We start from the raw sequence: 25576 nt of genomic DNA on the forward strand, positions 1-25576 counted from the left end.
ATTTAATTCAACTTATATAGCCAATCGTTATGGCTGGTTTTGACCATTTTACGCAGGAGTCAGGCGAAAATATTTTGGTTCCTGGGAGGTTAATCGGTTTTGATGCAGAATTATTATATTTGGTCCAAATTTCCCCATTGGAAAATAGGACCGGTGCAAGAGAGGAGCTTATCGGAATGCTCGAATTTGAAGTAGCGCAACAACAATTTGCATCCATTAAAGTTATCGGAGTCGGCGGTGGCGGAACGAATGCCGTGAATCGAATGATTGAGGCCAAGATTCAAGGCGTCGAGTTTATCGCGATAAATACTGACGGACAGGCACTGAATCGTTCCAATGCGGATATACGGCTACGGGTCGGCGATTCGTTGACCAAGGGTTTGGGAGCGGGAGCCAATCCTGAGATCGGCGAAAAGTCCGCTTTGGAAAGCAAAGATGAGATCATGGGAATACTGCAGGGCGCGGATATGGTATTCATCACCGCCGGGATGGGCGGTGGAACGGGTACCGGAGCCGCTCCGGTCATTGCCAGGCTGGCCAAGGAGATGAATATCCTGACCGTCGGGGTAGTGACGAAGCCGTTCTCCTTCGAAGGCCGGGTCCGGATGTCCCAGGCTGAAAAAGGCTTGAATGCATTGAAAGAAAGTGTCGACACCCTGATTACCATCCCCAACGAGCGTTTGCTGCAGATCGTCGATAAAAAAACTTCCATCGTCGATGCTTTCCATAAGGCCGATGATATCCTGCGCCAAGCCGTTCAGGGCATCTCCGATCTGATCACGATTACCGGACTGATCAACGTCGATTTCGCGGACGTCAAAACGATTATGAGCGATGCCGGGTCCGCCCTGATGGGTATCGGTCTGGCGAAAGGGGACGATCGGGCCGTGGAAGCGGCCAAAGCGGCGATTCAGAGCCCTTTGTTGGAAACCTCCATCGAAGGATGCCGCGGTATTCTATTGAACATCACCGGCAGCAGCAATCTGTCGCTGTTGGAAGTGAAGGAAGCCGCCGATATTGTGACCGAGGAAGCGGATCCCGAGGCCAACATCATCTTTGGCGCGGTCATCGACGAATCGCTGGGTGAGGATATCCGGGTAACGGTCATCGCCACCGGCTTTGACCAACGGCGCACCAAACGAATCGGCGATGTTTTCGAATTACGGTCGATTATCAATGATGAACCCGATATCCCGGTCTTTATGCGCAAAAAATAACGCGGGAGCGTATTCTTTCTTTCGCCCGAGACCGGGTTTTCCGTCAGCTGTTTCATGATTCAAGCGAACGAGGCGATTGCTTCGTTTGGACAATCAATCATAGTGCTTTTTGAAAAGCGTTACCGATGAGGTGAACGCTTTTCCGATTTTTAAGGGACTTTCGTTAAAAAATGGGAAAAATCTGGAGATTGCGAGTCGCCGTTCTCGAAGCGCCATCCTGCCAATTATACTTTTAGGATCGGGTCGATAAGCGGGGCGCAGAAGCATTCGGGAGTCATTCCATGGTTCTCGGTTCTATTTGGCGAAGGGGAATCATATCTCTATATTTTGAGGCGTACTTTCGAAAAGAGCCTGTGACGAAAAGCCGGAAGAGTCACAGCGATGCCTAATGCAAATGATCAAGTTATTTTTAAACCTTTCTACAAGCTGATTTCCGGTTCGAAAGCCCTTTATCACAGGGCTGCTAACGGGTCTAAAAAGCGCTGACAAGAAAGGAAATCCGACCGGGCTCCGGTATGATAGAGGGGGGTGGTGATCTACTTTGGATATGGTCAAGGTTTATCTTGATCTCCCGATAAGCGGCGCAATCCTCGGCTGGATACAAGACGGTACGTTGTTGTGGATGGTCGGACAGATCAGTTCCGCGCGCGTCGCCTGGCCGCGTTTGCTCCTGGGAGGAGCGATCGGCGGAGCCTTCCAGTTCATGCTGTTGTTGAACCAGGCTTCGGAGGGCTTGCTCTATCATTGGGTACTCTCCCCTTTGATCTTCATGTTTCTGATACCATGGCTGATGGTGACGGCGGCTTTCTTTCCCTTGACGCTGCGGCGCTTCTTGACCATTATCGGCTATTTTTACTTGCTTTCGTTTTTATTATCGGGAATCCACTGGGGCATCGACAGCCTGAACCAGCGCTATTTTCACTGGACCATCACGCTCTGGTGGCGGTTCTGCCTCCATTTGGCCTTCATCTTCATACTGGGCGAGATCGGCTGGGGGGTGGTGCACCGGAAGGTCTGGGATCAGATCTGCCTTTTCCCGATTCAAATTCAATGGCAGGGCCAGAACCTGAAATTGAACGCCCTGTTGGATACCGGAAACCGGCTGCATGACCCGCTGACGAAGGTGCCGGTGATCGTGGTGGAATTTAACCACATTAAAGATTTACTGCCGCCGGAAGTCCTCAAAATGGTTGATCACCTGCAGCGCGGCGAGTTGGCCGACGATCTGGCCATCCCGCTGTACTGGGAAGAGCGGGTGCGGCTGCTGCCTTTTCACTCGCTCGGCAAGGAGCATGGGCTGATGGTCGGTTTCCGTCCGGACCGGGTCAGCGTCCGCCAGAAGAACCAGGAGTATGAGAGCAATAACGTGGTTGTGGCCTTTTACAACCGTTCACTGTCGCCGGAGGGTTCCTTCCAGGCCTTGATTCCTCCGGCAATCTTGGGAACTTGAGCGCTATCCCAAATCTAAAGATGAGGAGCGAGACGGATGTTGAGTCTGAGTAAGCAGTGGAAGCTTCAATTGAGATTGCTGACTGTCCGAGCCATGTTACGGTTGGGAATGGCGCCGCGCTTTATCGGTTATATCGGGAGCAGTGAAGCTTTGCCTCCGCCGCTGACCAACGAAGAAGAGCTTTACCTGATCGAAAAACTGGCGCTGGGTGACCGCGCCGTCAAAGCCGTCCTGATCGAACGCAATCTGCGGCTGGTGGTGTATATCGCCCGCAAGTTCGAGAATAGCGGCGTCGGGATCGAAGACTTGGTTTCCATCGGTACCATCGGCCTGATCAAAGCGGTCAACACCTTCAACCCGGAGAAAAAGATCAAGCTGGCCACCTACGCCTCGCGCTGTATCGAGAATGAGATCCTGATGTATTTGCGCCGCAATAATAAGACCCGGGCCGAGGTTTCCTTCGATGAGCCGCTCAATACCGATTGGGACGGCAATGAGCTGTTGCTCTCGGATGTTTTGGGCACGGAGAATGATTCCACCTATAAGTATGTCGAGGAGGAGATCGATAAAACCCTGCTCGATTCGGCGATGGAAAATCTCTCCGACCGCGAGAAGGTCATTGTGGAGCTGCGGTTTGGGCTGAAAGACGGCACCGAGAAGACCCAGAAAGAGGTCGCCGATCTGTTGGGAATCTCCCAATCCTATATATCCCGCCTGGAAAAGCGCATCATCAAAAAATTGAAAAAAGAAATGCGCCGCTTGGATTAGCCATCCGCCACCGGAAAAAACTGCAACCAAAGGACGCTGCCCAAAAGGACGGCGTCTTTTTTTTCCGCTTCGCCCGGCGCCGTTCCCAAAACAGGAGAAGCTGGAATCCGCACCAGTTTTTTGGATTACGGCTGCCAGAGGTGCCCGTTGGTAAATCCCACCGGGCGTAAATCCGCCGCCAACACGTTCAGCCCGCTGTCCAAACCGAGCTTGCCCGGGCTTTCCACCCAAATTAAAAATCCAAATTTAGCAGAGGTTTTTAACGGAAAGCAGCGGTATTGCTTTCCAAATCGGCTTGTCACATTTTGCAAGCCCTTGCTTTTCGAGTATAAATCAAAAAAGGGCTGGCAATAATCATTTCTAGACAGCTTTCGAAGCATTTACACTGAAAGCCTGGGGCTAAAAAAGCTGGCTTTCCGTTCAAAAGAGTTAAAAAGACTCAGGAACGGACTTGGTATAAAGGACAAAATCAGGAGTGATCGGCTGAATGTTAGTGAATAAAGTCGAAATCTGCGGCGTCAATACCGCCAAACTGCCCGTTCTTTCCAGCGGCAAAATGCGGGAGTTATTGGAACGGATGCAGTCCGGGGAACGTTCGGCCCGGGATGAACTGATCAATGGCAATCTACGATTGGTCCTGAGTGTGATTCAGCGTTTCAATAACCGCGGCGAGTACGTGGACGACCTCTTCCAGGTCGGCTGCATCGGTTTGATGAAAGCCATCGACAATTTCGATCTTTCCCAGAATGTGAAATTTTCGACCTATGCCGTGCCGATGATCATCGGCGAGATCCGCCGTTATTTGCGGGACAACAACCCGTTGCGGGTCAGCCGTTCGCTCAGGGATATCGCTTACAAAGCTTTGCAAGTCCGGGATGCGCTGGTTGGCCGGAATTCGAAAGAGCCGACCGTGGCGGAGATCGCCGCCGAGCTGAACGTGCCGCGGGAAGAGGTGGTCTTCGCGCTCGATGCCATTCAGGAGCCGATCTCGCTCTTCGAACCGATCTACCATGACGGCGGCGACCCGATCTTTGTGATGGACCAGATCAGTGACGAACGCCATCTGGACGGGCAATGGCTCGAAGGATTGACCATCAAGGAAGCCATGTCCAAGCTGAACGACAGGGAGCGGCTCATCTTGAAGATGCGCTTCTTCGACGGCCGGACCCAGATGGAAGTGGCCGATGAGATCGGCATCTCGCAGGCTCAGGTATCGCGGCTGGAAAAGACCGCTCTGAAACATATGCGCCGTTATATCGCGGATAATACCGAGAAGAACGATTAGGAGGCTAGCAGGTTGATTCGTCAGCGTGTCATTACGGTTTTGGTCATTTTGATAGTCTTTGCGGGGATCGGCTTCATGGGGTCGGGCATAGCCTGGATGCGCGACACCGCACTGGACTCCTATAACCAGTCCAATCTGATCCGGCTGCGGGTCATCGCCAACAGCGATTCTCCGGTGGACCAGACGATCAAGCTCAAAGTGCGGGACCGGATCATTCAGGTTACCGAGCCGCTGCTGTTGAAGGTGGAAGATCCGGCGCAGGCCGAAAAGATTATCCTCCAGAATATGGAGCGGATCCGGCGCACCGCCGCGGCGGAATTGCGGCGCAACGGCCGTCCCATGCCGGTCCAGGTCAGCCTGGGCAAGTTCGCCTTTCCCAATGTGAATTACCCGTTCGGGCTGCTGCCCGCCGGCGAATATAAAGGGTTGCGCGTGGTATTGGGAGAAGGCAAGGGCAAAAACTGGTGGTGCGTCCTGTATCCGCCGCTCTGTTTGCTGGCTCCCGACGCGCCGGGATTCAAGGGTCCGGTGACCCAGCCGACCAAGGTCGAGTACAGGCTGGCCATCCTGGAGCGGATGCTGCATCACAAGGGTCTCTCCATGAATCATTTCTGGACGGGCTGGAGCAAGTTCTTCGGGATGTTATGAGCGGGCGGGATGGCCTGCCGGTGACGAAACGATTGGAAATTAAGCGGGGGACGCCAGCCTCTGCTTATTTTTTTACCCTGCGGCCGGCCCGGATACGGCCGGAGCGGGAAGGTCCGGATCAAAAGCAGCGGCTTTTTATGATCCTTCCGGTTTTTTTTAGCCGGTTTATCACGGCTGTTTTAAACTATCATTAAATTTTGGCCCAAATGATTGTATTTCCTGGCAATTCGTGATTAAATAAAAAATTGCGAATCGAATATTTGGATAATAAGGTGGAATCAAATGCCGATTAAGACCAGCGACCAAATCCGGAACATCGCGATTATTGCCCACGTCGACCATGGCAAGACCACACTGGTGGACTGTATGTTACGGCAATCCGGAATTTTCCGCGAAAATGAAAAAGTGGTCGAACGGGTGATGGACAGCAACGATCTCGAGCGGGAACGGGGAATTACCATTCTCTCGAAGAATACGGCCGTCTATTACAATGAAATGAAGATTAATATCGTGGATACGCCGGGTCATGCCGACTTCGGGGGCGAAGTCGAACGGGTGCTGCGGATGGTGGATGGCGCGCTGTTATTAGTCGACGCCTTTGAAGGCCCGATGGCCCAGACCAAATTCGTACTCCGCAAAGCCTTGGAAGTGGGCTTGAAAGTGATCGTGGTCATTAATAAGATCGACCGGCCGGACGCGCGGGTCAGCGAAGTCCTGGACGAGGTCTTCGACCTGTTTGTGGAGCTTGAGGCCGATGACTGGCAGCTGGATTTCCCGGTGATCTATACCTCGGCCCGCCAGGGCGTTGCTTCGCTGGATCCCGAGCACCCGGGCCGGAATATGCAGCCGCTCTTTGAGATGATCCAGACCGAGATCCCGGCTCCGTCCGGCGATCCCGAGGCGCCGCTGCAATTGCAGATCACGACCCTGGATTATGACGATTACGTGGGCCGGATCGGCATCGGCCGGATCTCGGGCGGCACCCTGAAGGCGGGACAGCAGGTCAGCCTCTGCAAGCAGGACGGCAGCGTGGAACTGATCAAAATCGGCAAGGTTTGGATCTATGAAGGCCTCAAACGGAAAGAGGCCGACGACGCGGTGTCGGTGGGCGAGATCGTGGCCCTGGCCGGACTCGGTCCGGTCAATATCGGGGAGACGGTCAGCGATGCCGAGAACCCGGCGCCCTTGCCGTTGCTGACCATCGACGAGCCGACCCTGACGATGACCTTCATGGTCAATGACAGCCCATTCGCGGGGCGCGAAGGGAAGTACGTCACCTCGCGGCACCTGCGGGACCGCTTGTTCAAGGAAGCGGAGACCAACGTCAGCATGAAAGTGGCCGAGACTGCCACTCCCGACGCCTTTCAGGTGTCGGGCCGCGGCGAATTGCATCTGGGAATCCTGATCGAGACGATGCGCCGGGAAGGGTATGAGCTCCAAGTCTCCAAACCGGAGCCGATTCTCAAAAAGGTAAACGGCCAGACCTATGAACCGTACGAACGTCTTTTCATCTCCACGCCGGAGGAGTTCTCCGGGAGGGTCATCGAAAACCTGGGCCGGCGTCGGGCCGAGATGCTGAACATGCATCCGGTGGGCATCGGGCAGCTGCGGATCGAATTTCTGGTTCCCGCCCGGGGACTGGTCGGGTTCCGTTCGGAGTTTCTGACCGAAACCAAGGGCGAAGGGATCATGCACCACTTGTTTGAGCGGTATGGGCCCTGGAAAGGCGAGATCAGCGGCAGGCAGCGCGGCGTGCTGATTGCCTTCGAGACGGGCGACGCCTCGGCCTACGGCATTCATAATGTCGAAGAGCGCGGCTCGCTCTTTGTTCAGCCCACCGAGAAGGTCTATGCCGGAATGATCGTCGGCGAGAACGCCCGGGAAGGCGACCTCGACGTGAATGTCTGCAAGAAGAAGCATCTCACCAATATGCGCGCCAGCACCGCCGACGAAGGCATCAAGCTGACGCCGCCCCGCCTCTTCAGCCTGGAACAGGCGATGGAGTATATCGAAGATGATGAACTGGTGGAGATCACGCCGCAGTCCATCCGGATGCGCAAGAAGATCCTCGATCGCAGCGAACGGGAGCGCAGCAACAAGCGGAGCCGGGACAACGCCTAGAGTCTCGGCTTCCCGGTTCACGGCGAATCCTTCCGGAGCGTTCTTCAGCCGCTCCGGGAGCGTCAGGAATGGCTTAAGACAGATCTTGAGTGGCTCAAGATAGATCTTCAATGACCCAAGACAGATCTTGGGTTGCGTAAGGCAGATTTCGAATGACTCAAGACAGATCTTGGGTTGCTCAAGACAGATCTTGAATGACTCAAGACAGATCTTGAATGGTTCAAGACAGATCTTGGGTTGCTCAAGACAGATCTTGAGTAGCTTACGATAGATCTTACGTGGCTCAAGGTAATAAGGCTACTCTCGGCACCGAATCATGACCATAAAAAAAGAGACCGTCGTTTCCGGCGGCCTCTTTTTTATTATCTTACGGACGATTACTTCTGTTTGACGGAGATATATTCTTTGGCCACAATCTTTTGGCCCTCGGGGCTCAGTACCCAATCCAGGAACGTCTTGACCAGTCCGGCCGGAGCATTCTTGGTGAGCATGAGGAAGGGGCGTTGGATCTTGTAGGTTTTGGCAAGCACGTTCTTTTCGGTGGCTTCCACGCCGTCGATCTTCAGGGCTTTGACCGCTTTGGTGTCGAGGGAGCCCAAGGAGATGTAGCCGATGGCTTCTTTGGTAATGGAGACGGACTGTTGAACCGCGCCAGTGGAAGCTTGAACCAAACATTTGCTGGTATTGGGGGTTTTACCGAGCACGATCTCCTCGAAAGCGCCGCGGGTACCCGAACCGGCTTCGCGGTTCACGACGACAATATTCTCATCGGGGCCGCCGACTTGTTTCCAGTTGGTGTACTCGCCAGCATAAATCTTTTTCAATTGGTCGGTGGACATATTGGAAACCGGATTGGACTTGTGAACGACGATGGCGATGCCGTCTTTGGCGATAACCGTCTCATGGATGCCGGTCTCGTCGGGGTTCAATTCACGGGAACTATTGCCGATCTCCGCGCTGTTGGTCATGGCTGCTTTGATGCCAGCGCCCGAACCGCCGCCTTGGACAAAAATCTTGACGCCTTTGTTTTTGGCCATGAAAGCCTGGGCTAATTCTTCAGCCAGAGGCTGCACCGAAGTGGAACCAACCATGTTGATGGTCCCGGAAAGAGCGGCAAAACTCGAAACTGTCATCAGAAGCAATGCGCCGATAACGGCCAGTAAAGCAAGTTTTTTCATTCGTTTTTCCTCCTAAAATTTGTTACTTTAAAAATAACACTCCCAGATTAAGAACGAAGCTCAGCGATGATTAAGAAGCCATTAAGGATCGGTCAAGGCGCGGTGAGCATCCGCCGGACCGGCCGGCCCAAAGCCATTCCCGGCGGCGGTTTTCGAAAGCAGCTTGTCGCTTCGCAATGTTGGCGGCGGGAGAGGATTCTGCGGCATGGGTGCCGAATTGAGCAATAAAAAGGTTTGCCAGAATTTTCTCGACAGGAGCGGATGGATGTGGCATTTTTCAGAATCACCCTGCTGGTGATGTGTTTGCTCTGCAGTTGGAATGGAACGGCCTGGGCGTCTGACAGCGGGGCGGCCGAAGCGGAAACGGATCCGTACTCGTTCGGAAAGCAGTGTGTCGCTGACTTTCGCACGCTGCTCGCCGCTCCGCTGGACTGGGAGCGGGAGGAATGGCAGAAAGCGGGCTGGGTCCTGGCGATTACCGCCGGGCTGTATCTGGAGGACGGTTCGATCCGCGATTCCGTCCAGGAGCGGCGGAATGAGGATACCGACCGGCTGGCCCGGTGGACGCGGCCTTTCGGGGACATCCGGGTGACTGCGCCGCTACTGGCGGGGTTCTATTATTGGGGGAGCCGGACCGGCGATGAGCAGGCCACCCGCGCGGCGCTGCTGGCAGGAGAGAGCCTGGTCGTCTCGGGCATGCTGACCGCCGGCCTGAAGCTCGCCGGCCACCGCCGCCGGCCCGATAGTGGTGCTCCTTACGATGCTTGGGACGGTCCGGGCTTTTCCCTGGATCACGACTCCTTTCCGTCCTATCACACGGCTTCCTCGTTCGCGATCGCGACGATCCTGTCCGATGTCTACCGGGAGAAACGCTATCTGCCGCCGTTGGCCTACAGTCTGGCGGCGCTGACCGGTTGGTCCCGGGTGAATGACGATGTCCATTGGGCCTCCGATGTCTTTGCCGGAGCGGTGATCGGCTATGCCACCGCCAAAATGGTCCTGGCCGGACATTCCGACGCCGGGCGGAAAATCTCGCTCCAGCCGACGTTCGGCGCGGACGGCCGGACCGGGCTGGTCGGCACGGTCCGGTTTTAAATCCAATCGCTCGTTCTTTCATGCTTCCGCCCGGCCATCATGCTGACCGGGCGGAAGTTTTTTTGATGATAGGGATTTTTTCGGGAAGCGGTCTTTGATCGGCTTCCGCATTAATCCTTGAACGTATGGCGTTCGATGGTTAGACGACCCGCCGCGCCGTTGATGCGGATCGAATCGATGGCATGCAGACGCAGCTCCCCTTGATCATCCTTCTTCCAGTAGAGCACCGAGGCGCTATAGGGTACGCCCTCTTTCACCAGACCCCGCAGACCGGCCGCGCCGGTCGTGCCGGCATCGACGATGGCTGTGCCGCGCACTTCGGAAAAACTGTATTTGTGATCGTGCCCGTGTAAAATCAACGGCACCTTACCGATGAGATCCGCCGCGAAGATCCGTTCGTGGACCGCCACAATATCCGGCGCTTCCGCCATCCCAGCCACCTGCTCACTCAGGGCGGCGGCGGTCTTTTCAAGCTCCTCGGGCGGGGCCACGTCCGAATTATAGCGCGTCGAGGCCGGATCGGCAATGCCCGTGATGGTCAATCCCTCTACCGTGTAGCTGCCGCTGTCCAATACTTTAACGCCAGGAAGCTTCGCTAACCGTTCGAGGATCAGCGGCGAGTCATGGTTTCCCGGCACAAAGAGATAGGGGATACTCAACTGGTCGATGCGGGGCAGGATCTCCGCCTCCACCGCGGTTCCGTAATCGGTTAGATCGCCGGTGTCAATCACCAGGCGAACCTTGAAATTGGCTATCAACTCCTGCAACAGGTCGAAGGCGGCCGGATTATTATGAATGTCCGAAACATGCAGGACTGCCAGGTCGCTCTCCAAGCCGGCCAGATTCTGGATGCCGCTGGCCTGTTTGTAGAGCAGCGAGACATCCTGGGTTACCCGTTTTAAGTTGGCGCTCAGGACATCCAGATGATTCAGCCCCATGCTGACGAGGTTCATCGCCCAGGGCGCTCCGGCCAGAACTCCTTGATATTCCGGACGCTCCAGGGCATCGGGCTGATAGGTGCCCAGGATTCCGGCGACCAGCAAGGCAATGATCAAAACGGTCGTTAAGATCCCATAGCCGAACATCCGGTCCGGCGGAAAGACTCTCATCATGAGCAGCGCAACCAAGCCGCCACAGATCCCGAAGAGCAGAACGTTGCCGAAGAGCGTAAAAATGGCTTTGCTGACTTCTTTTTGAAAGGTAGGCAACCATTGCTCCTGCGGCGGAATCGAGTCCAACTGTTTCTCCAGTTTGGCCAGGTCGATCTGGTTCAAAGTGATCACCAGCTGCAGGGGAAAGTGATGCGATTTCAGGAATAGCTGCCCTACGGGAGGAATGCTGATCCGCGTTCCGCCCTGCCAATCCCAGCGCGTTTGGAGATTGAACGAGAAGGAGTAGTAATTGAAAGACACTTGTGCAAAAAGTTGCACAAAGACTAAGCTCATGATTACGACCAAGAGCAAAATAGCCAATTTTTTGATCCAGGCCGGTTTGATGGCGCTCGTAGGGTTTAAACTGAGTTTCGTTGGAAACTTCATTGGCCACGGCCTCCAGTTCTATTCGATAGTTTACCGCTACCGATGCTTCCCATTATAACATATCGCCACATCGTGGTTTTTAGTGACTATTCGCCTGGAAAGGAATATTATACCTCGGCTCTCAATATAAATGTACAAATCCTCAAAGAGGTGATGATGATGCCAAAGTGTGGTGAATGTGGCGCGTTCTTCGAGGGTGACGGTTGGACCTGTCCGATCTGCGGCACCACCGTAACTGCCGGGACCACCGACAGGATTCGCTCCGAACAGTCCGAGATGGCCCGGATCGACGCCCAAAGGGTAGCCTCGCTTGGTAAAGATACCATCGCCACGAAGGCAAGCGAAGCGTCGTTCCCGCAGACGGACGCCGGTGGGCCGGAGAATGCGGCGGACCGGGCGATGGAGTTCGAAATGCAGTTGGAAGTGGGGTCAGCCTCTGAAACGGGTTCAAGGGAAGGGTCAGCCGCCGCGGAACGGGGATTCGATGAAGTCCCCGGGCATCTGGGCAAGGGCTTGATCAAGCCGCAGGTCAAAGCGCTTGAACCGGACGGATACCATTTCCGGTATGACGAGCCCAAACTGAATTTCGTCAAAACCGATTACCTGCAGGAGAAGACGGCCGAATTTCGGGTGAGCGGCGAGGATATGGAAAAACTGAAGGAAATAAAGGCCCTCGAAACGGACCAGTCGTCCGTTCCATCTCCTGAAGACACCGAGGTCAAGGAGACTGGCCCGGAGCTTTCGGAAACACCGGGATCTGGCGGGGCGGGTGCGGTGTCGGCTACTGAGATGCAAGATAACGTGGGGGAAACGGAGCTTCCGATTGCCCCCGGGACTGTAACCCCGGAATCGGGTTCTCAAAGCGAGGCGGAGAACATTGGGGAGACTGAAGCTGAGACAATTTCAGCGGAGAACGCCGAAGCTGTCACGCCGGATCTGACCCCAGCGGCAGAGGGAGAGCTGGGCCCGGCGGAGAATGAGATATTACCCGAACCGGAGCTGGTCGTGGAGCCGGAAGCGGAGACACTGTGGACCGGAGTTCGCACCCGTTACGGGTTCGCTTCAAAGGACGGATACCGGATCACCAACCGGGAGATCCGGGCGTTGGGTTCCTACGGCCAGACTCTTGACACGGTCGAAATCAGCGCGGTCACAGCGGTTCGCGCGGAACGGCCGTTTCCGGGACGCCTCTTCGGAGTGGGGGATGTACAAATCTATACCCGAAATGCGGTAACGCCGGTCCTGACCCTGAAAAGTGTGAAAGAACCGGCCAAGGTCCAGCGTCTGCTGGAGGAGTTGATCAGAGTCCGTTAGTCAAAGCACAAGTTCAACCGGCCATAAGGCCGGTTTTTAACTGGGTCTCTGGATTGAGTTTGTCAAAACCGGCTTTATCTGTTATGATAGTTCTTGTTATGACATCGGAAGCCGATTTTAGCGGAATGCGGATCTCCGTGATGGTTTCCGGGCGAGGAGATGCCTATGGCCGAACCAGTCGTTTTGGTAAGCGCTTGTTTATTGGGGATACCCTGCCGTTATGATGGCGGAAGCAAATTGGTTTCCGGTATTCGTGCTCAATTGGCAGGTTGCCGTATCGTTCCGTTTTGTCCGGAGGTTTTGGGAGGATTGGAAACGCCGCGTCCAGCGGCGGAGATCACCGGAGGCGATGGCGCCGCCGTACTGGACGGCGCGGCCTCGGTCCGCAACCGGGCCGGTTTGGATGTGACCGGCGAATTTATACGGGGCGCCGAAGCGGTTTTGGACCTGGTTCGAGCGAACCAACCGGCCAGCGTCATCTTGAAGGCCAAGAGCCCGTCATGCGGCGTGGGAAGGATCTACGACGGCAGCTTCACCGGCCGGCTCCGCGACGGCGACGGCGTGACCGTAGCGTTATTGCGCCGCTCAACCGCAATCCGGTTCTATACCGAGGAGGATTTTCCGATCCAAGACTTGGATGAAAAAAACGCTTGACGATTAAGCTATATAAGTGGTAAAATAATTTGTGCATGAGACGCGGGAGTAGCTCAGTTGGTAGAGCGTCAGCCTTCCAAGCTGAATGTCGCGGGTTCGAGCCCCGTTTCCCGCTCCAAAAGAGATTGAGGGCTTTCAAGGAAACTTGAGAGCCTTTTATTTGGATAAATTTTTCTTGCCAATGATTCGTCTTTCCAATGATTGAACGGGAAATCAGGATATGCTATAATTATATTCTAAATCATGCGCCTGTAGCTCAGGGGATAGAGCAACGGACTTCTAATCCGTTGGCCGTAGGTTCGATTCCTACCAGGCGCACCAGCTAAGCTAAATCAAGGTTCGGCTAACAGGCCGAGCTTTTTTTATGGGAATTTTATGGAATCTTTAAAATGCGCGTCATTACTGGACGTATAAAACCGGGTTTTAGCCCGGTTTTTTCTTTAACTTTTCTTGCCGGTATGAAGCGCATTTAGCAGATCCGGTAATTGCGTTTATAGTCGGTATTGTTAATTTCATTCAGGGATAAAGCAACTTTATCGGCTGATAAAACTTTTTGTTCGACCTTTTCCTGCCTTGGGCCGTCGGCAAACATAGCCGGATTCTCCTTAAGAACCTTCCACTTTACTGCCTTCCCCAGAGCCGCCCGGAGCGTCCTGGGAGTCTTGCGGCGGCAAATTTTGAGACGTTTTCCCCAATCCTCTCCTAAATAGAAGGTGTTCAAATGAATAGGTGTCGATTTGTTTAGCTGTATGTCTCCAATACCCTTAAATCCTCGGTTATTCTGCAACCAATAACATTATTCGATCCTTGCTCGGCCGGGAAAACTCACTCTCGTACAGCAATTTTATTTTTGGTTTTGGTTACACCCACATCCTGGACACCAAGATTGGACTATTGGATATTTTTTCTCACCATCCTTTATCAATTCATATTCCTTTTTCGTGACACAAAGCGATTTATCAATGAATAAATTGCATCTTAAGGTGGAAAGGAAGTGGGATTATGCCGTGTTTTCAAGCTTATTTTGATGGCTCTGGGATTACAGGTATCGTAGGGTTTAATCATGTTGCAATCAATGATGGTTCTTTTATTCTTGACCCTTTTAACCTAGCGGATATTACCGTAAATGAAGCTGGAATATATTTGGCGATTTTTAATTTATACTTAGATGCAAATTTAGCCGAAGGGTCTGCCTTCTCAATAACCATTAATGGTGTCGAGCAAGCAAATACTGTTTTTGGAGTAGAAAAAAATATCGGAGATACTTCTCCTTATCGACTCACAGGGGAGGCGCTGCTCGCGATTAATAGTGGAGATGTGTTGCGTTTGGTTAATACCGGTGTTTCAGAGCAGAGGCTTCTGAATATTGCGGATGGAAGGCTGGTGATAGCTGCTTCGCTTATACTTACTAAAGTATGTGAATAAACACAATTATAGTAGTATAACTAAAAATGATACTTTCAAGAATTGATGGTGGAGACGGGGGAGTCGAACCCCCGTCCGAAAGACTCTTTGCTGCCAGTTATCCTGACCTCAATTTCATCCCCGAAAACTAAACTTTCCAGCACCTTCAGTCGTCCATAAAACTTCTTCCCGGACGAGCAATCTTTTTCGTTCTAAAACGTTGATTACACCTTCCAAGAATGGTGAAAGGAAATCATAGAAGTCCGATTGGGTTGTAAGCGAGGGCTGCTCATTGAAAAACTGGAGATAAAGCGAGTTAAAAATTTGCTGGCTACGTCCGCCAAGCATTTTAACCGGGTTATAAAAGTAGTATGGTAGGAACCCTGAGAGATCCAAAACCGGTATGGGCTCAGAAACCCAGAAAACAACTGAAACCAAGACAAGACTGAAATCTCACTCCAAACCAGTACCGGGAGACATAAAAAGCGGCGGTCCTTGAAACGAAGGGTCGCCTTTGCTATAAGGGTAACTGTTCCAACTGCGGAGCGGCGCCGGTTGAATTCGACGTTGACCGATCAGCTGATGGCAATTGCCGCCGGTTGAAATATGAAGGTAATCAAAGATTTGCGGTCCGCAGCGCGGCACGATAGAACCACCGTCATTTTGAGGAATGGCACTAAAAAAGTCGTCTATCAAAAATAATAGACGACTTTATCAGCGATAGATGGTTACTTTATTTAATGCATATTTCGTTAGAATGTTTAGTTCCAGCCAACGAGAGCGAAGATTATGATAATGATTATAAAGAACCATATTATCCACCAGCCGCCGCCATCAAACCCTTTAGCTTCAGGCAAAATTAATACACCTCCTTTTTTAGAAGCCATGTGATAAAGTCTTTCGAAACGGAAATCAGCTTGCAAAAAGATTTAAAAACGACTTTATCCCTTGCTTCTCTGAGCTTTTGTGTTCACCCTGTCCTTCGGACAGGGTTTATCACAACGCTTTTAGAGGTAATATACTTTATGAAGTAAATGATTATTTGGAAATATTCCAATTGGTATTTTTATACGTGAAAATTGCATTTTGGGAATTTGAGGCTAATATTTTGTTTCTGGGATAATTATAGTTTTTTCTTTGGCAAAAAGATCTATAATGGGCTAATCGAAATTTAGAAGCTATTTCCACGGGGTTTATACCGGTTACCGGTGGTAAAACGATCACCGGGCATAGGGCTGAACTGGCAGCCTAGAAGGTGGGCTATGTGTCATTTATACGCTCCTTTGATATAGCATGTAGCATGTTCAAAGCTACGAAATGAAGAAGAGCAACGGCTGGGCAACTTTTGCCGATGGTCGGAAAGTAACCGGACCATTGATATGATTTCATAAGCTAAAATTTCCACTCCATCGCTAAGGGGACGTATTTTAAGAAAGATCAATAAAAACCTTTATTCCTTCTATTCCTCCGAAAATGGGGGCCTGCTATGCATAAGGAAAAGTATTTAAAATAATAGTTGTATATTACAACAGTATTATGATACAATCAACTTGGGAGGAATATCCATGGATAATCAAACCGACGCCAAAATCTTTCGCGAGCTCGTTCGGCGCTTAGAGAGAAAGTTAGGCCTGCTGGATGAGCTCGAGGCATCTTGCTGCGGCATAAGCTTTGCCCAGTGCCATGCGATGGTAGAGATCGGCCGGGCCGGAAGCATCTCCTTGAACGACCTGGCCGACATTTTAACGCTCGATAAGAGCACTATGAGTCGAACCATCAACAATCTGGTGGCCAATGACTTGGTCAGCCGGGAGATTGACCCCGGGGATCGCCGCTATGTTGCGATTCAGCTGACCGAGTCCGGACAGAAGGCATTTCAAACCATTGAAAGGGGCATGGCGGAATTCTTCGCGAATGTCTATCAATCCATCCCGGAAAGTAAGCGGGAGCAGGTCCTGGACAGCTTAGAGATACTGCTTGCGGCATTGGCGGAAAACGATTGTTGCAAAAATTTAGGTTAGGAGGAATGGGCATGAGTTTTGAGGTTCGCCAAAAAGTAAAAGAACATTATGGAAATATTGCGGCCAAAGTGAATCAGAATCAGGGCGCGGGTTGCGGTTGCGGGAGCGGCTCATGTTGCGAAATACTGGATGATCCGATGTCCATTTATGATGCCGAATATCTGAAAAACTTGCCGAAAGCGGCCATCCAAGCCTCATTGGGCTGCGCCAATCCCTTGGTTTTCGCCGAGCTCAAGGAAGGCGAAACCATCATCGACTTGGGCAGCGGCGGCGGGATCGACGTCCTGATGGCCGCCAAATATGTCGGCCCGGCCGGTAAGGTTTTTGGCCTGGATATGACCGATGAGATGCTGGCCTTGGCCAATCGGAATAAAGAACGGATGGGCGTTACCAATGTCGAATTTCTCAAAGGGTATATTGAAGAGATCCCGTTGCCGGATAAAAGTATGGATGCGGTAATTTCCAATTGTGTGATTAATCTTTCCGAAGACAAAGCACGGGTGTTCGCCGAAATTTACCGCGTTCTCAAGCCGGGCGGCCGGGTTGCCATTGCGGATATCGTGACCCTCAAAGCGATCCCGGAGCGATACCGCAAGCAAGCTGAAATGTGGGTGAGTTGCCTAGCCGGAACATTGACAGTCGATAAATACCAAGCGATCATGACCAAAGTGGGGTTCCAAAAAATCGAGATTACTCCAGTACATATTTACACGAAGTCCGTTATGGAATCGCTCCTGGAAGAGAACCCTCAACTCCGTCAGGGTGGCGAAACTATCGACTTGGCAGTGATCGACGGAGCTTTTGCCGGAGCGCAGATCAAAGCGTGGAAAGAGGGTGAGTGAATGGCTGCATTTCATTGGTCGGTACTGGCGTTACTTGGTGTTGCGGTCGGAATTTATCCACGTACCGAGAGCCCAGCCAAGAAAGCAATGGATGAATATTGCAAGCTTGAATGCAAGGGTTGGCGCAAGGAGATAAGCTGAGGGGGGATAAGCTCATGGGGAGCAAGGAATACTTTGACGGGGTGGCCCGGAAATGGGATGCTATGCGGCAGGGCTTCTTTTCGGAAGCGGTTCGTGAGAAAGCTTATCAGACGGCGGGGATCGTTCCCGGCAAATTGGCGGCCGATCTGGGAGCCGGAACCGGTTTTATCACCGCGGGACTGATTGACAAAGGGATTGCGGTTATCGCCATGGATCAATCCGAGGAGATGCTGGCAATCATCAAGGAACGATACGGTCCTTCCGGTTTGGTGGACGTTCAAACCGGCGGAGCCGAACGGCTGCCTATTCCCGATCAGACAGTGGATTATACTTTCGCCAACATGTATCTCCATCATGTGGAGGATCCGCCAGCCGCCATTGGCGAGATGGCCCGGATCTTAAAACCCGGTGGAAAACTGGTCATTACCGACCTCGATGAGCATGATTTTACATTCTTACAAACCGAACAGCACGACCGCTGGCTGGGTTTTAAACGGGATGACTTAAGACAGTGGTTCGCCGGAGCCGGACTGAAAAATGTCCTGGTCGACTGCGTTGGCCAAAACTGTTGCGCCGCGTCCGAAGGCAATTGCAACGAGCAAGCTTCCATCAGTATTTTTGTGGCATCCGGGGAGAAGTAGCATTTCACATAAGGTGAGCCGGCAGGATGTATCGAGCATCTTGCCGGCTATTTTTTTATTCAAAAAATATTTCTCCAAGGGGTTTACTTTTTCGTCAAAGAGAGCATATAATATTCGTATAATCGTTTAGGCGAATATAAGAATATAACGGATGGGTGAAAAAACATGGAGAAAATACTCGACGTATTTAAAGCACTGTCCGATGAAACGCGATTGCGGATCCTCAACCTGCTGTACGAACAAGAGCTATGCGTCTGCGACATTATGGAAACATTGCAAATATCGCAGTCCAAGGCTTCCCGGCATCTAATCTATTTAAAAAATGCCGGGCTGGCCACTGATCGTAAACAGGCTCAGTGGGCTTTTTATTCAATCACCAAAGATGAAAAAATGAAATTCATCGATAGCTTGGTCTATGATAATTTACGGCAATTGGAAGCATGCCGGAAAGACTTGGAAAATTTGCACGAGTGGTTGAAACACAAGGAATATCCTTGTGAGTGAAAATTAAAATTTAAGGAGCGATTGAAGATGGCAAAAATGATTATTTTCGATCCGGCGATGTGTTGTGCAACGGGTGTATGCGGACCCTCCATCGATCCGGAACTATTACGGGTTTCCACAGTTATCAATAATTTGACCAAAAACGGCATTGCCGTCGAAAGGCATAACCTTACCAACAACCCGCAGATATTTGTCGAGAATCAAACCGTCAATCAGCTGCTGAAAGAGGGGGTTGAGGTTTTGCCGGTAACGATGGTGGACGGTAAGGTTGTGAAGACCAAAGCTTATCCCACCAATGAGGAGTTCGCCGAATTCTTGAATATTCCCGAGGATTATTTAAATAGCACAACTGAACCCGAATCGAAGGGCTGTTGTTGTGAAGGCGGTTGCTGTTAAAATCTTATGAGGTGAACGGGATTGTATCAACCATTTGATCCAAAAGAAATGAAACTGACCAAAAACTTGTTTTTTACCGGCAAAGGCGGTATCGGGAAAACATCGGCCGCGTGTGCCACTGCGGTGGCTCTGGCGGATGAAGGGAAAAAGATTTTACTGGTTAGTACCGATCCTGCTTCCAATCTACAGGACGTGTTTCATACCGAGTTGGATAACAAGGGTGTTGCGATCAAGGATGTGCCGAACTTGATTGTGGCTAACCTTGATCCGGAAAAAGCCGCCGCGGAATACCGCGAGCGTATCGTCGGACCCTATCGGGGGAAACTGCCGGATGTAGTGATTACGAATATGGAAGAGCAGCTTTCCGGCTCATGCACCGTTGAGATCGCCGCTTTTAATGAGTTCTCCAACCTGTTAACCGACGCAAAAGCGCAGGCCGAATACGACCATATTATTTTCGATACCGCGCCGACTGGGCACACCCTTAGAATGTTGCAACTGCCTTCCGCCTGGAGCAATTTTATCAGCGAAAGTACCCATGGGGCCTCTTGCCTGGGCCAATTATCCGGGCTTGAGAGCCATAGAGAAATGTATCAACAAGCCGTGACAACTTTGTCCGACGCAGAGATGACCACGCTGATTTTGGTGTCCCGGCCTGAAAACGCGCCGCTTCGGGAGGCCGACAGGGCATCCGGTGAGCTGAAAGATTTAGGGGTAACCAATCAGCTCTTGGTCATCAACGGCATCCTTCAGAAGTGCGATGATGCAGTTTCCAAAAGTCTTTTTAAAAAGCAACAAAAGGCGTTACAAAATATGCCGGCACGTTTAAAGGATTTAACAAACTATGGAATTCCGCTCAGAGCCTATAATGTGACGGGATTGGACCATATCAGGGCGTTTTTGCAAAAGGATGACGCTACGGTTTGCGATGACAATCTTCATTTGGAGCGCATTCCCAATCTGCAAGAGGTTATCGACGACCTCTATCATTCAGGCAGGAAAGTTATCTTCACGATGGGCAAAGGCGGCGTCGGGAAAACGACCGTGGCAGCCGCCATTGCTTTGGGTTTGGCTCAAAAAGGTGCCAGAGTTCACCTGACTACCACCGATCCGGCGGCGCACATTCAATTCGTTATCAAGGAAAATAGCAAAATCACTTTCAGTAAGATTGACGAACAAGCCGAACTGGCGAAATACACGGCAGCAGTGTTGGCAAAAGCGCGGGAAACCATGGGCGCGGATGATTTGGCCTATGTCGAGGAGGACCTGCGCTCGCCATGCACGCAAGAGATCGCCGTTTTCCGGGCGTTTGCCCAAATTGTTGAGAAAGCTGAAAATGAAGTCGTGGTTATCGATACGGCTCCCACCGGGCATACCCTTTTACTTTTGGATTCAACCCAGAGCTATCATCGGGAGATTCAACGTTCCCAGGGCGATATTCCGGAGTCCGTGAAGAACCTCTTGCCGCGCCTGCGGAATGTGGATGAAACCGAAGTCTTAATCATTACCCTGGCCGAAACCACCCCGGTATATGAAGCCATGAGGTTGGAGGCAGATCTAAACCGGGCCGGAATTCACAGTAAGTGGTGGATCATCAACTCTAGCCTATATGCAACCGCAACCACCAATCGGACCTTAAGGGCTAAGGCAAGCCATGAGATCGAATGGCTCAACAAGGTCGCCGAGCATTCGCAGGGCAACTTTGCGGTAATCCGGTGGCGGGCCGAAGAGATTCAAGGCGATAAGCTGATGGCGCTGTAACCGGGATTTGAAACTTTCCAATGTGTTATGACTGAGGGGGAACTTAAAATGGCTGAAAGCGTAACGAAACGGCTTTCTTTTTTGGACCGGTATCTGACGCTGTGGATTTTTGGCGCCATGTTGCTCGGCGTTTTCATGGGAGCGCTGATCCCGGGCACCGAAGATTGGATCAACCGTTTCCAGGTCGGAACGACCAATATCCCGATTGCCATCGGGTTAATCCTGATGATGTATCCGCCTCTGGCCAAAGTCAAATATGAAGAGTTGGGCGACGTGTTTCGGAATTGGAAGATCCTCGGGCTGTCCTTGGTACAAAATTGGCTGATTGGGCCAGTCCTGATGTTCCTGTTGGCTATCATCTTCTTGCGTGGTTACCCCGAATACATGGTAGGGCTCATTTTGGTGGGATTGGCGCGTTGCATTGCAATGGTCATTGTCTGGAACGATCTGGCCAAAGGGGATAACGAATACGCGGCGGGACTGGTGGCTTTCAATAGTATTTTTCAGGTCCTATTTTATAGCGTTTATGCCTGGGTGTTTATTACCATTCTGCCGCCCTTCTTTGGGCTTAAGGGAAGTGTGGTCCACATTGGAATCGGCCAGATTGCCGAGAGCGTCTTCATCTACTTGGGAATCCCATTCATCGCCGGAATGACCACTCGTTTCCTGCTGGTGCGCGCCAAAGGCAAGGAATGGTACCAAACGAAATTTATCCCCAGGATCAGTCCCATTACCTTGATCGCGTTGCTCTTTACCATCTTGGTAATGTTCAGCTTAAAGGGAGACCTGATTGTCAGGATTCCTTTGGATGTGGTTCGAATCGCAATTCCGCTGTTAATCTATTTCACACTGATGTTCCTGATGAGTTTCTGGATGAGTAAAAAAATGGGGGCGAGTTACCCGCAAACTGCCACGCTATCGTTCACCGCGGCCAGCAATAATTTTGAGTTGGCAATCGCCGTTGCGGTGGCGGTCTTCGGACTGAACTCCGGAGCGGCGTTCGCGGCGGTGATCGGCCCGTTGGTCGAGGTGCCGGTGATGATCGGACTGGTGAACGTGGCCTTGCAGCTGCAACGGAAATGGTCCGAGGGATGAATCAAATTACGACGGACGTCCGAGGGGGGAAAAGAATGAAGATCATCATTATCGGCGCGGTGGCGGCCGGTACTTCGGCGGCAGCCAAGGCCAGGCGGAACGATGAAGCCGCCGAAATCAAAATATTCGAGATGGACAGCGATATTTCCTATTCGGCCTGCGGGCTTCCTTATTTTATCGGGGCTGAGGTTGACGGCAGGGAACAGTTGACGCCACGCAATGCGGCCTTTTTTAAAAGCAAATATAACGTGGATATCTTCACCGGCCATCAAGTGTTAGCCATCCGCCCGGACGGGAAAAGCATTGCAGTGCGAAATCTGGCGACTTCCGAGGTTTTCACGGAAACCTACGATAAATTGGTGATTGCCACCGGCGCCACGCCGATTTTGCCGCCGATTGAGGGCATCGAAAAAGAGAACGTATTTGTGCTCAGAAACGTCAGGAGCGCCGACGCCATCAAAGATTATATCGACCGGTCCAAGCCGGAAAAGGCCTTGATCATCGGTTCCGGTTTCATCGGCTTGGAGATGGTGGAGAACCTGAAAACCTTGGGAATGGAAGTCACCGTGGTGGAGGCGGCGGACCATTTGATGAAGCCGCTCGATAATGACGTAGCCGTCTATTTGCGCGATATTCTGCTGCAGCACGGGGTGCGGCTATATCTCAACGATGCGGTGCTGGCCCTGGAAGGGAATGGCTGGGTGGAGCAAGCGGTGCTTCAGAGCGGGGAAACCGTGCGTACGGATATGGTCATCGTAGCCGCGGGCATCCGTCCCAATGTGGAGCTCGCTCGGGAAGCCGGCGTGAAATTGGGCGTCAGCGGAGCGATTGCGGTCAACCCGCGGCTGGAAACCAGCGTGAAAGATATCTATGCTTGCGGGGATTGCGCCGAAAGCTATTCCGTGATCACCGGCCAGGCGTTATACCGGCCGTTGGGGTCGACTGCCAATAAGATGGGCCGGATCGCCGGCGATCAAATGACCGGCGGCGATCTGGAATTCCGGGGGATCCTGGGCACCGGGATCGTGAAGATCTTTGACGCCACGGTGGCCCAGACCGGCCTTACCGAACGGGAAGCGCTCCGGAATGGCTTTCACGTGGCGGTTTGCCACAATATTAAGCCGGATAAGCCGGAGTACTTCCATGGACAAGAGATGCTGATTAAGGCGGTGGCGGACCGGGAAAGCGGCAAGCTGCTCGGGGTGCAAATCATCGGCAAGTCGGGGGTGGATAAACGGATTGATGTCTTTGCGACTGCGCTGACCTTCGGCGCCAAGGTCCAGGATCTCTTCCACCTCGACCTGGCCTATGCTCCGCCGTTTTCGACGACCAAAGATCCGGTAATGTATACCGGAATGATTCTGACCAATGATATCGAACGGGGCAGGAAGCTTATCACTCCACAAGAGCTTGCCGAGCGGGTTCGAAATAACGAAGCGATTACGGTGATTGATGCGCGGGCGTCGCAACAGTACCAACAGTCCCATCTCCCCGGAGCAATGAATCTGCCACACGAAGTTTTAAGGGATTCCCTGGATGAGCTGGATAAGGAAAAGCTGACGGTTACCTACTGCAATAAAGGCGTTACCGGGAATGCCGCGCAAAACATATTGATCAACAAGGGGTTTAAGCGGGTTTATAATTTGTCGGGGGGACATAAAAATTATTTAAAGCAATCGCAATGACTGCTGATCCAGTGGCTTGAGTTGTTGTTACAGCGTTTCTCTCGGCGGCTTAATGGATTGTTTTGCATGATTTCACCCCCTTTTCGGATAATACGATTCCCTCTACTTGAGGAGAAAAATACGATACCACCTGGATTTTTACAGGTGGTATTTTTACGCCCGAATTTCAATAGGGGTATATGTTTTGCAAACTAACGCTCTTTAAAAGCCATGTGATAAAGTCTCTTTCCAAACGATTCGACCGGCAAGAGGATTTCAAAACGACTTTATCACTTGCTTTTCTGAGCTGTTGTGAACACCCCGAGCTTCGGACAGGCTGTTCACAACGCTTTTAATGAGGCGGATGGATATTGCTGAGGTCAAATGCCTGCCCGCCAGGGGTTGAAAGGTTAAAGTAAAGTTTGGAATCCCCGGTTACACCAAAGTCTCTGTTGGAACCGGTCTGTGCTACTTTCCCCAGCGCCTTCCGGAACAATTGGTTATGCGCTTCCTCGCGGTTAAGCAGGAAATCGATTGTCTGTCTCACCCCATTGTCATTAATCTGACGGTGAAGATACTCATAGACTACCTTGGCTCGCATCTCGGCGGCGATATCGGAGAGTAGGTCAGCAACAAGATCGCCGGTCACATTGACGTAATCGGCGGTCCACGGGTGGCCGGAGGCATTGACGAGGCCGGGCGCCAGGCCGGTTAGGACATGGGTCTCGACTTCGCCGATGGTGGCGTTATTTGCTTGAAGGTTCGATCCGTTAAGCTGCGTGATTAGCATGGAGACCATCTCCATATGGGAAAGTTCCTCGGCGCCAATATCCAGCATCATATCCCGGATCTCGGGATCCACGACCCGAAAACTTTGGGAGATATATTGCATGGCGGCTTTTAGTTCGCCGTTGGCTCCTCCCAGTTGCTCTTGGAGCATCGCTGCATAATTCGGGTTCGGCCGGTCGACTTTCACTTCATGAAGCGGCTTTTTATCGTGTTGGAACATAAATAGAATTCACCCCATTCTTGTTTTTCGCTTAAATTGTTTTGCAATTTAAATAGAATTATAGAATGATATTTTGGGAAAAAGAACCTATTTTTGGATCGACTGCAATGAAAAGGGCGACTTCTCCAAGCTTAAATCCATAAACAAGTGGTTTTGGGCCATGTACGATGCCTTTAGCACAGGTCTGCTAGGCCGGTACCCCCGCCGCAAGGGGCGAATGCCCCCTTGACCCCCCACCCGCTCCTCCGAGTCGCGGGTCCCTCATGGAAGGAATTGCCGTCCGTGGCGGCGTTGCTTGGGGACGCTGCGACGGCGACGTCAGGCGATACGTCCCTGTATCGATGCCGCGCATCCGGCATCGTGCCGGAATATGAGCGAGATCCATTGCAGGACGAGTCATTCGTTTAAATAAGTGGAGAAACTGTCTGTCTATCCAACAAATCCTGACGAATCCTGGTCCCGACAATGGGGTCGGGTTCGATCCGAAATGGGATGACGTTCATCGAAGCTTCCCGGAACCTTGGGGAAGCTTCCCGAAGATTTGTCGATGCTTCCCGGAGGATTCGTCCTCTTTCCCGAAGGTTTGGGGAAGCATCCCGAGGCTTTGGTCCTTTATCCCGGAACCTCGGGGATAGTTCCCGAAGGCTCCGGGATGCTAGGATGATCCTTGGGGAAGAAAGGATCAGAAGATCCTATGAAAGGATCATGGGATCCCTTACAAGGATGAAGACCATCCCTGATATGGAAGTGCCACGTCAAGCAAAATTTTTAAAAACCTAAAAAAGTTCGAACCAAACCAAGAGAACCTTGATAAAGATCCTCAAACTCAA

23 protein-coding genes and 2 tRNA genes are annotated in these 25576 nt (G+C 51.9%); 21 read left to right on the forward strand and 4 right to left on the reverse strand.

The genetic code is table 11. The features are described 5' to 3' along the window. Positions 1–176: 176 nt before the first annotated feature. From ftsZ to sigE, 3 genes are all read left to right on the forward strand, one after another. Positions 177–1217: a cell division protein FtsZ gene (gene ftsZ, locus EDC14_RS13395; protein WP_132014810.1), complete on the forward strand. Its 1041-nt coding sequence runs from the start codon at positions 177–179 to the stop codon at positions 1215–1217. A gap of 547 nt (positions 1218–1764) precedes the next feature. Next, the gene (locus tag EDC14_RS13400) at positions 1765–2667 is read left to right on the forward strand and encodes a sigma-E processing peptidase SpoIIGA (RefSeq protein ID WP_243662926.1); all 903 of its coding nucleotides are present in this window, start codon (positions 1765–1767) and stop codon (positions 2665–2667) included. Positions 2668–2703: 36 nt separating this feature from the next. Further along, positions 2704–3435, forward strand: a complete 732-nt coding sequence (sigE, locus tag EDC14_RS13405; protein WP_424337413.1) for an RNA polymerase sporulation sigma factor SigE — start codon at positions 2704–2706, stop codon at positions 3433–3435. Positions 3436–3560: 125 nt separating this feature from the next. On the opposite strand, the gene EDC14_RS13410 is transcribed toward sigE, so the two are convergent. Further along, positions 3561–3815, reverse strand: a complete 255-nt coding sequence (locus EDC14_RS13410) for a hypothetical protein (protein WP_132014812.1) — start codon at positions 3813–3815, stop codon at positions 3561–3563. Between the two features lie 107 nt (positions 3816–3922). Here EDC14_RS13410 and sigG point away from each other — a divergent pair, with 107 nt between their 5' ends. The 3 genes from sigG (at position 3923) to typA (ending at position 7489) form a co-directional block, all read left to right on the forward strand. After that, positions 3923–4720 (forward strand): RNA polymerase sporulation sigma factor SigG, encoded by a 798-nt coding sequence (sigG, locus tag EDC14_RS13415; RefSeq protein WP_132014813.1) that lies wholly within the window; start codon positions 3923–3925, stop codon positions 4718–4720. A gap of 12 nt (positions 4721–4732) precedes the next feature. Further along, positions 4733–5368, forward strand: a complete 636-nt coding sequence (locus tag EDC14_RS13420) for a stage II sporulation protein R (RefSeq protein WP_132014814.1) — start codon at positions 4733–4735, stop codon at positions 5366–5368. A 282-nt stretch (positions 5369–5650) separates the two neighbouring features. Beyond that, complete coding sequence (gene typA, locus EDC14_RS13425; RefSeq protein WP_132014815.1) at positions 5651–7489, forward strand: translational GTPase TypA; 1839 nt, start codon at positions 5651–5653, stop codon at positions 7487–7489. A 377-nt stretch (positions 7490–7866) separates the two neighbouring features. On the opposite strand, the gene EDC14_RS13430 is transcribed toward typA, so the two are convergent. Next, positions 7867–8667, reverse strand: coding sequence for a phosphate ABC transporter substrate-binding protein (locus EDC14_RS13430; RefSeq protein WP_132014816.1), 801 nt, complete (start codon positions 8665–8667; stop codon positions 7867–7869). A 267-nt stretch (positions 8668–8934) separates the two neighbouring features. Between EDC14_RS13430 and EDC14_RS13435 the strand changes: the two genes are divergently transcribed. Next, the gene (locus tag EDC14_RS13435; RefSeq protein ID WP_165908006.1) at positions 8935–9762 is read left to right on the forward strand and encodes a phosphatase PAP2 family protein; all 828 of its coding nucleotides are present in this window, start codon (positions 8935–8937) and stop codon (positions 9760–9762) included. Between the two features lie 110 nt (positions 9763–9872). On the opposite strand, the gene EDC14_RS13440 is transcribed toward EDC14_RS13435, so the two are convergent. Next, positions 9873–11300: a metallophosphoesterase family protein gene (locus EDC14_RS13440; RefSeq protein WP_132014818.1), complete on the reverse strand. Its 1428-nt coding sequence runs from the start codon at positions 11298–11300 to the stop codon at positions 9873–9875. 159 nt (positions 11301–11459) lie between these two features. On the opposite strand from EDC14_RS13440, the gene EDC14_RS13445 reads away from it, so the two are divergent. The 14 genes from EDC14_RS13445 (at position 11460) to EDC14_RS13505 (ending at position 23758) form a co-directional block, all read left to right on the forward strand. Continuing rightward, positions 11460–12614, forward strand: coding sequence for a PH domain-containing protein (locus tag EDC14_RS13445; protein ID WP_165908007.1), 1155 nt, complete (start codon positions 11460–11462; stop codon positions 12612–12614). A 165-nt stretch (positions 12615–12779) separates the two neighbouring features. Then, positions 12780–13268: a 2-thiouracil desulfurase family protein gene (locus tag EDC14_RS13450; RefSeq protein WP_132014820.1), complete on the forward strand. Its 489-nt coding sequence runs from the start codon at positions 12780–12782 to the stop codon at positions 13266–13268. 42 nt (positions 13269–13310) lie between these two features. Next, positions 13311–13386 (forward strand) — tRNA-Gly (locus EDC14_RS13455). Positions 13387–13513: 127 nt separating this feature from the next. Continuing rightward, positions 13514–13589: transfer RNA gene (locus EDC14_RS13460), tRNA-Arg, on the forward strand. Positions 13590–14270: 681 nt separating this feature from the next. Beyond that, on the forward strand, positions 14271–14693 hold the full coding sequence (locus EDC14_RS13465; RefSeq protein WP_132014821.1) for a hypothetical protein: 423 nt from the start codon (positions 14271–14273) through the stop codon (positions 14691–14693). A gap of 1544 nt (positions 14694–16237) precedes the next feature. Continuing rightward, positions 16238–16693, forward strand: a complete 456-nt coding sequence (locus EDC14_RS13470) for a MarR family winged helix-turn-helix transcriptional regulator (protein ID WP_132014822.1) — start codon at positions 16238–16240, stop codon at positions 16691–16693. Positions 16694–16704: 11 nt separating this feature from the next. Then, entirely contained in the window at positions 16705–17535 is an 831-nt protein-coding gene (arsM, locus tag EDC14_RS13475; RefSeq protein WP_132014823.1) for an arsenite methyltransferase, read from the forward strand. Further along, positions 17536–17676 (forward strand): hypothetical protein, encoded by a 141-nt coding sequence (locus EDC14_RS26815; RefSeq protein WP_165908008.1) that lies wholly within the window; start codon positions 17536–17538, stop codon positions 17674–17676. A 14-nt stretch (positions 17677–17690) separates the two neighbouring features. Then, positions 17691–18317, forward strand: coding sequence for a class I SAM-dependent methyltransferase (locus EDC14_RS13480; RefSeq protein WP_132014824.1), 627 nt, complete (start codon positions 17691–17693; stop codon positions 18315–18317). A 165-nt stretch (positions 18318–18482) separates the two neighbouring features. Further along, on the forward strand, positions 18483–18821 hold the full coding sequence (locus EDC14_RS13485) for an ArsR/SmtB family transcription factor (protein ID WP_132014825.1): 339 nt from the start codon (positions 18483–18485) through the stop codon (positions 18819–18821). Positions 18822–18848: 27 nt separating this feature from the next. Beyond that, on the forward strand, positions 18849–19217 hold the full coding sequence (gene arsD, locus EDC14_RS13490; RefSeq protein ID WP_132014826.1) for an arsenite efflux transporter metallochaperone ArsD: 369 nt from the start codon (positions 18849–18851) through the stop codon (positions 19215–19217). A gap of 21 nt (positions 19218–19238) precedes the next feature. Beyond that, positions 19239–20978: an arsenical pump-driving ATPase gene (arsA, locus tag EDC14_RS13495; protein WP_132014827.1), complete on the forward strand. Its 1740-nt coding sequence runs from the start codon at positions 19239–19241 to the stop codon at positions 20976–20978. Between the two features lie 48 nt (positions 20979–21026). Then, positions 21027–22073, forward strand: coding sequence for an ACR3 family arsenite efflux transporter (arsB, locus tag EDC14_RS13500; protein ID WP_132014828.1), 1047 nt, complete (start codon positions 21027–21029; stop codon positions 22071–22073). 35 nt (positions 22074–22108) lie between these two features. Then, the gene (locus tag EDC14_RS13505) at positions 22109–23758 is read left to right on the forward strand and encodes an FAD-dependent oxidoreductase (protein WP_132014829.1); all 1650 of its coding nucleotides are present in this window, start codon (positions 22109–22111) and stop codon (positions 23756–23758) included. Between the two features lie 331 nt (positions 23759–24089). Here EDC14_RS13505 and EDC14_RS13510 read toward each other — a convergent pair whose 3' ends face one another. After that, positions 24090–24746 carry a manganese catalase family protein gene (locus EDC14_RS13510; protein WP_132014830.1) on the reverse strand — a complete coding sequence of 219 codons (657 nt, stop codon included), beginning with the start codon at positions 24744–24746 and terminating at the stop codon, positions 24090–24092. Positions 24747–25576 lie beyond the last annotated feature (830 nt).

The sequence above is a fragment of the Hydrogenispora ethanolica genome (assembly GCF_004340685.1).
GTDB classification, from domain to species: domain Bacteria; phylum Bacillota; class UBA4882; order UBA8346; family UBA8346; genus Hydrogenispora; species Hydrogenispora ethanolica.

Excerpts from the sequence above, each read along its gene's own strand:
- ftsZ (WP_132014810.1), top strand. The coding sequence starts at position 177 with ATGCTCGAATTTGAAGTAGCGCAACAACAATTTGCATCCATTAAAGTT.
- EDC14_RS13485 (WP_132014825.1), top strand. The coding sequence starts at position 18,483 with ATGGAGAAAATACTCGACGTATTTAAAGCACTGTCCGATGAAACGCGA.
- EDC14_RS13465 (WP_132014821.1), top strand. The coding sequence starts at position 14,271 with ATGCCGTGTTTTCAAGCTTATTTTGATGGCTCTGGGATTACAGGTATC.
- EDC14_RS13450 (WP_132014820.1), top strand. The coding sequence starts at position 12,780 with ATGGCCGAACCAGTCGTTTTGGTAAGCGCTTGTTTATTGGGGATACCC.
- EDC14_RS13440 (WP_132014818.1), bottom strand. The coding sequence starts at position 11,300 with ATGAAGTTTCCAACGAAACTCAGTTTAAACCCTACGAGCGCCATCAAA.
- arsD (WP_132014826.1), top strand. The coding sequence starts at position 18,849 with ATGGCAAAAATGATTATTTTCGATCCGGCGATGTGTTGTGCAACGGGT.
- EDC14_RS13480 (WP_132014824.1), top strand. The coding sequence starts at position 17,691 with ATGGGGAGCAAGGAATACTTTGACGGGGTGGCCCGGAAATGGGATGCT.
- EDC14_RS26815 (WP_165908008.1), top strand. The coding sequence starts at position 17,536 with ATGGCTGCATTTCATTGGTCGGTACTGGCGTTACTTGGTGTTGCGGTC.
- sigG (WP_132014813.1), top strand. The coding sequence starts at position 3,923 with ATGTTAGTGAATAAAGTCGAAATCTGCGGCGTCAATACCGCCAAACTG.
- arsM (WP_132014823.1), top strand. The coding sequence starts at position 16,705 with ATGAGTTTTGAGGTTCGCCAAAAAGTAAAAGAACATTATGGAAATATT.
- EDC14_RS13430 (WP_132014816.1), bottom strand. The coding sequence starts at position 8,667 with ATGAAAAAACTTGCTTTACTGGCCGTTATCGGCGCATTGCTTCTGATG.
- typA (WP_132014815.1), top strand. The coding sequence starts at position 5,651 with ATGCCGATTAAGACCAGCGACCAAATCCGGAACATCGCGATTATTGCC.
- arsB (WP_132014828.1), top strand. The coding sequence starts at position 21,027 with ATGGCTGAAAGCGTAACGAAACGGCTTTCTTTTTTGGACCGGTATCTG.
- EDC14_RS13400 (WP_243662926.1), top strand. The coding sequence starts at position 1,765 with ATGGTCAAGGTTTATCTTGATCTCCCGATAAGCGGCGCAATCCTCGGC.
- sigE (WP_424337413.1), top strand. The coding sequence starts at position 2,704 with ATGTTGAGTCTGAGTAAGCAGTGGAAGCTTCAATTGAGATTGCTGACT.
- EDC14_RS13510 (WP_132014830.1), bottom strand. The coding sequence starts at position 24,746 with ATGTTCCAACACGATAAAAAGCCGCTTCATGAAGTGAAAGTCGACCGG.
- EDC14_RS13470 (WP_132014822.1), top strand. The coding sequence starts at position 16,238 with ATGGATAATCAAACCGACGCCAAAATCTTTCGCGAGCTCGTTCGGCGC.
- EDC14_RS13445 (WP_165908007.1), top strand. The coding sequence starts at position 11,460 with ATGCCAAAGTGTGGTGAATGTGGCGCGTTCTTCGAGGGTGACGGTTGG.
- EDC14_RS13410 (WP_132014812.1), bottom strand. The coding sequence starts at position 3,815 with ATGCTTCGAAAGCTGTCTAGAAATGATTATTGCCAGCCCTTTTTTGAT.
- EDC14_RS13505 (WP_132014829.1), top strand. The coding sequence starts at position 22,109 with ATGAAGATCATCATTATCGGCGCGGTGGCGGCCGGTACTTCGGCGGCA.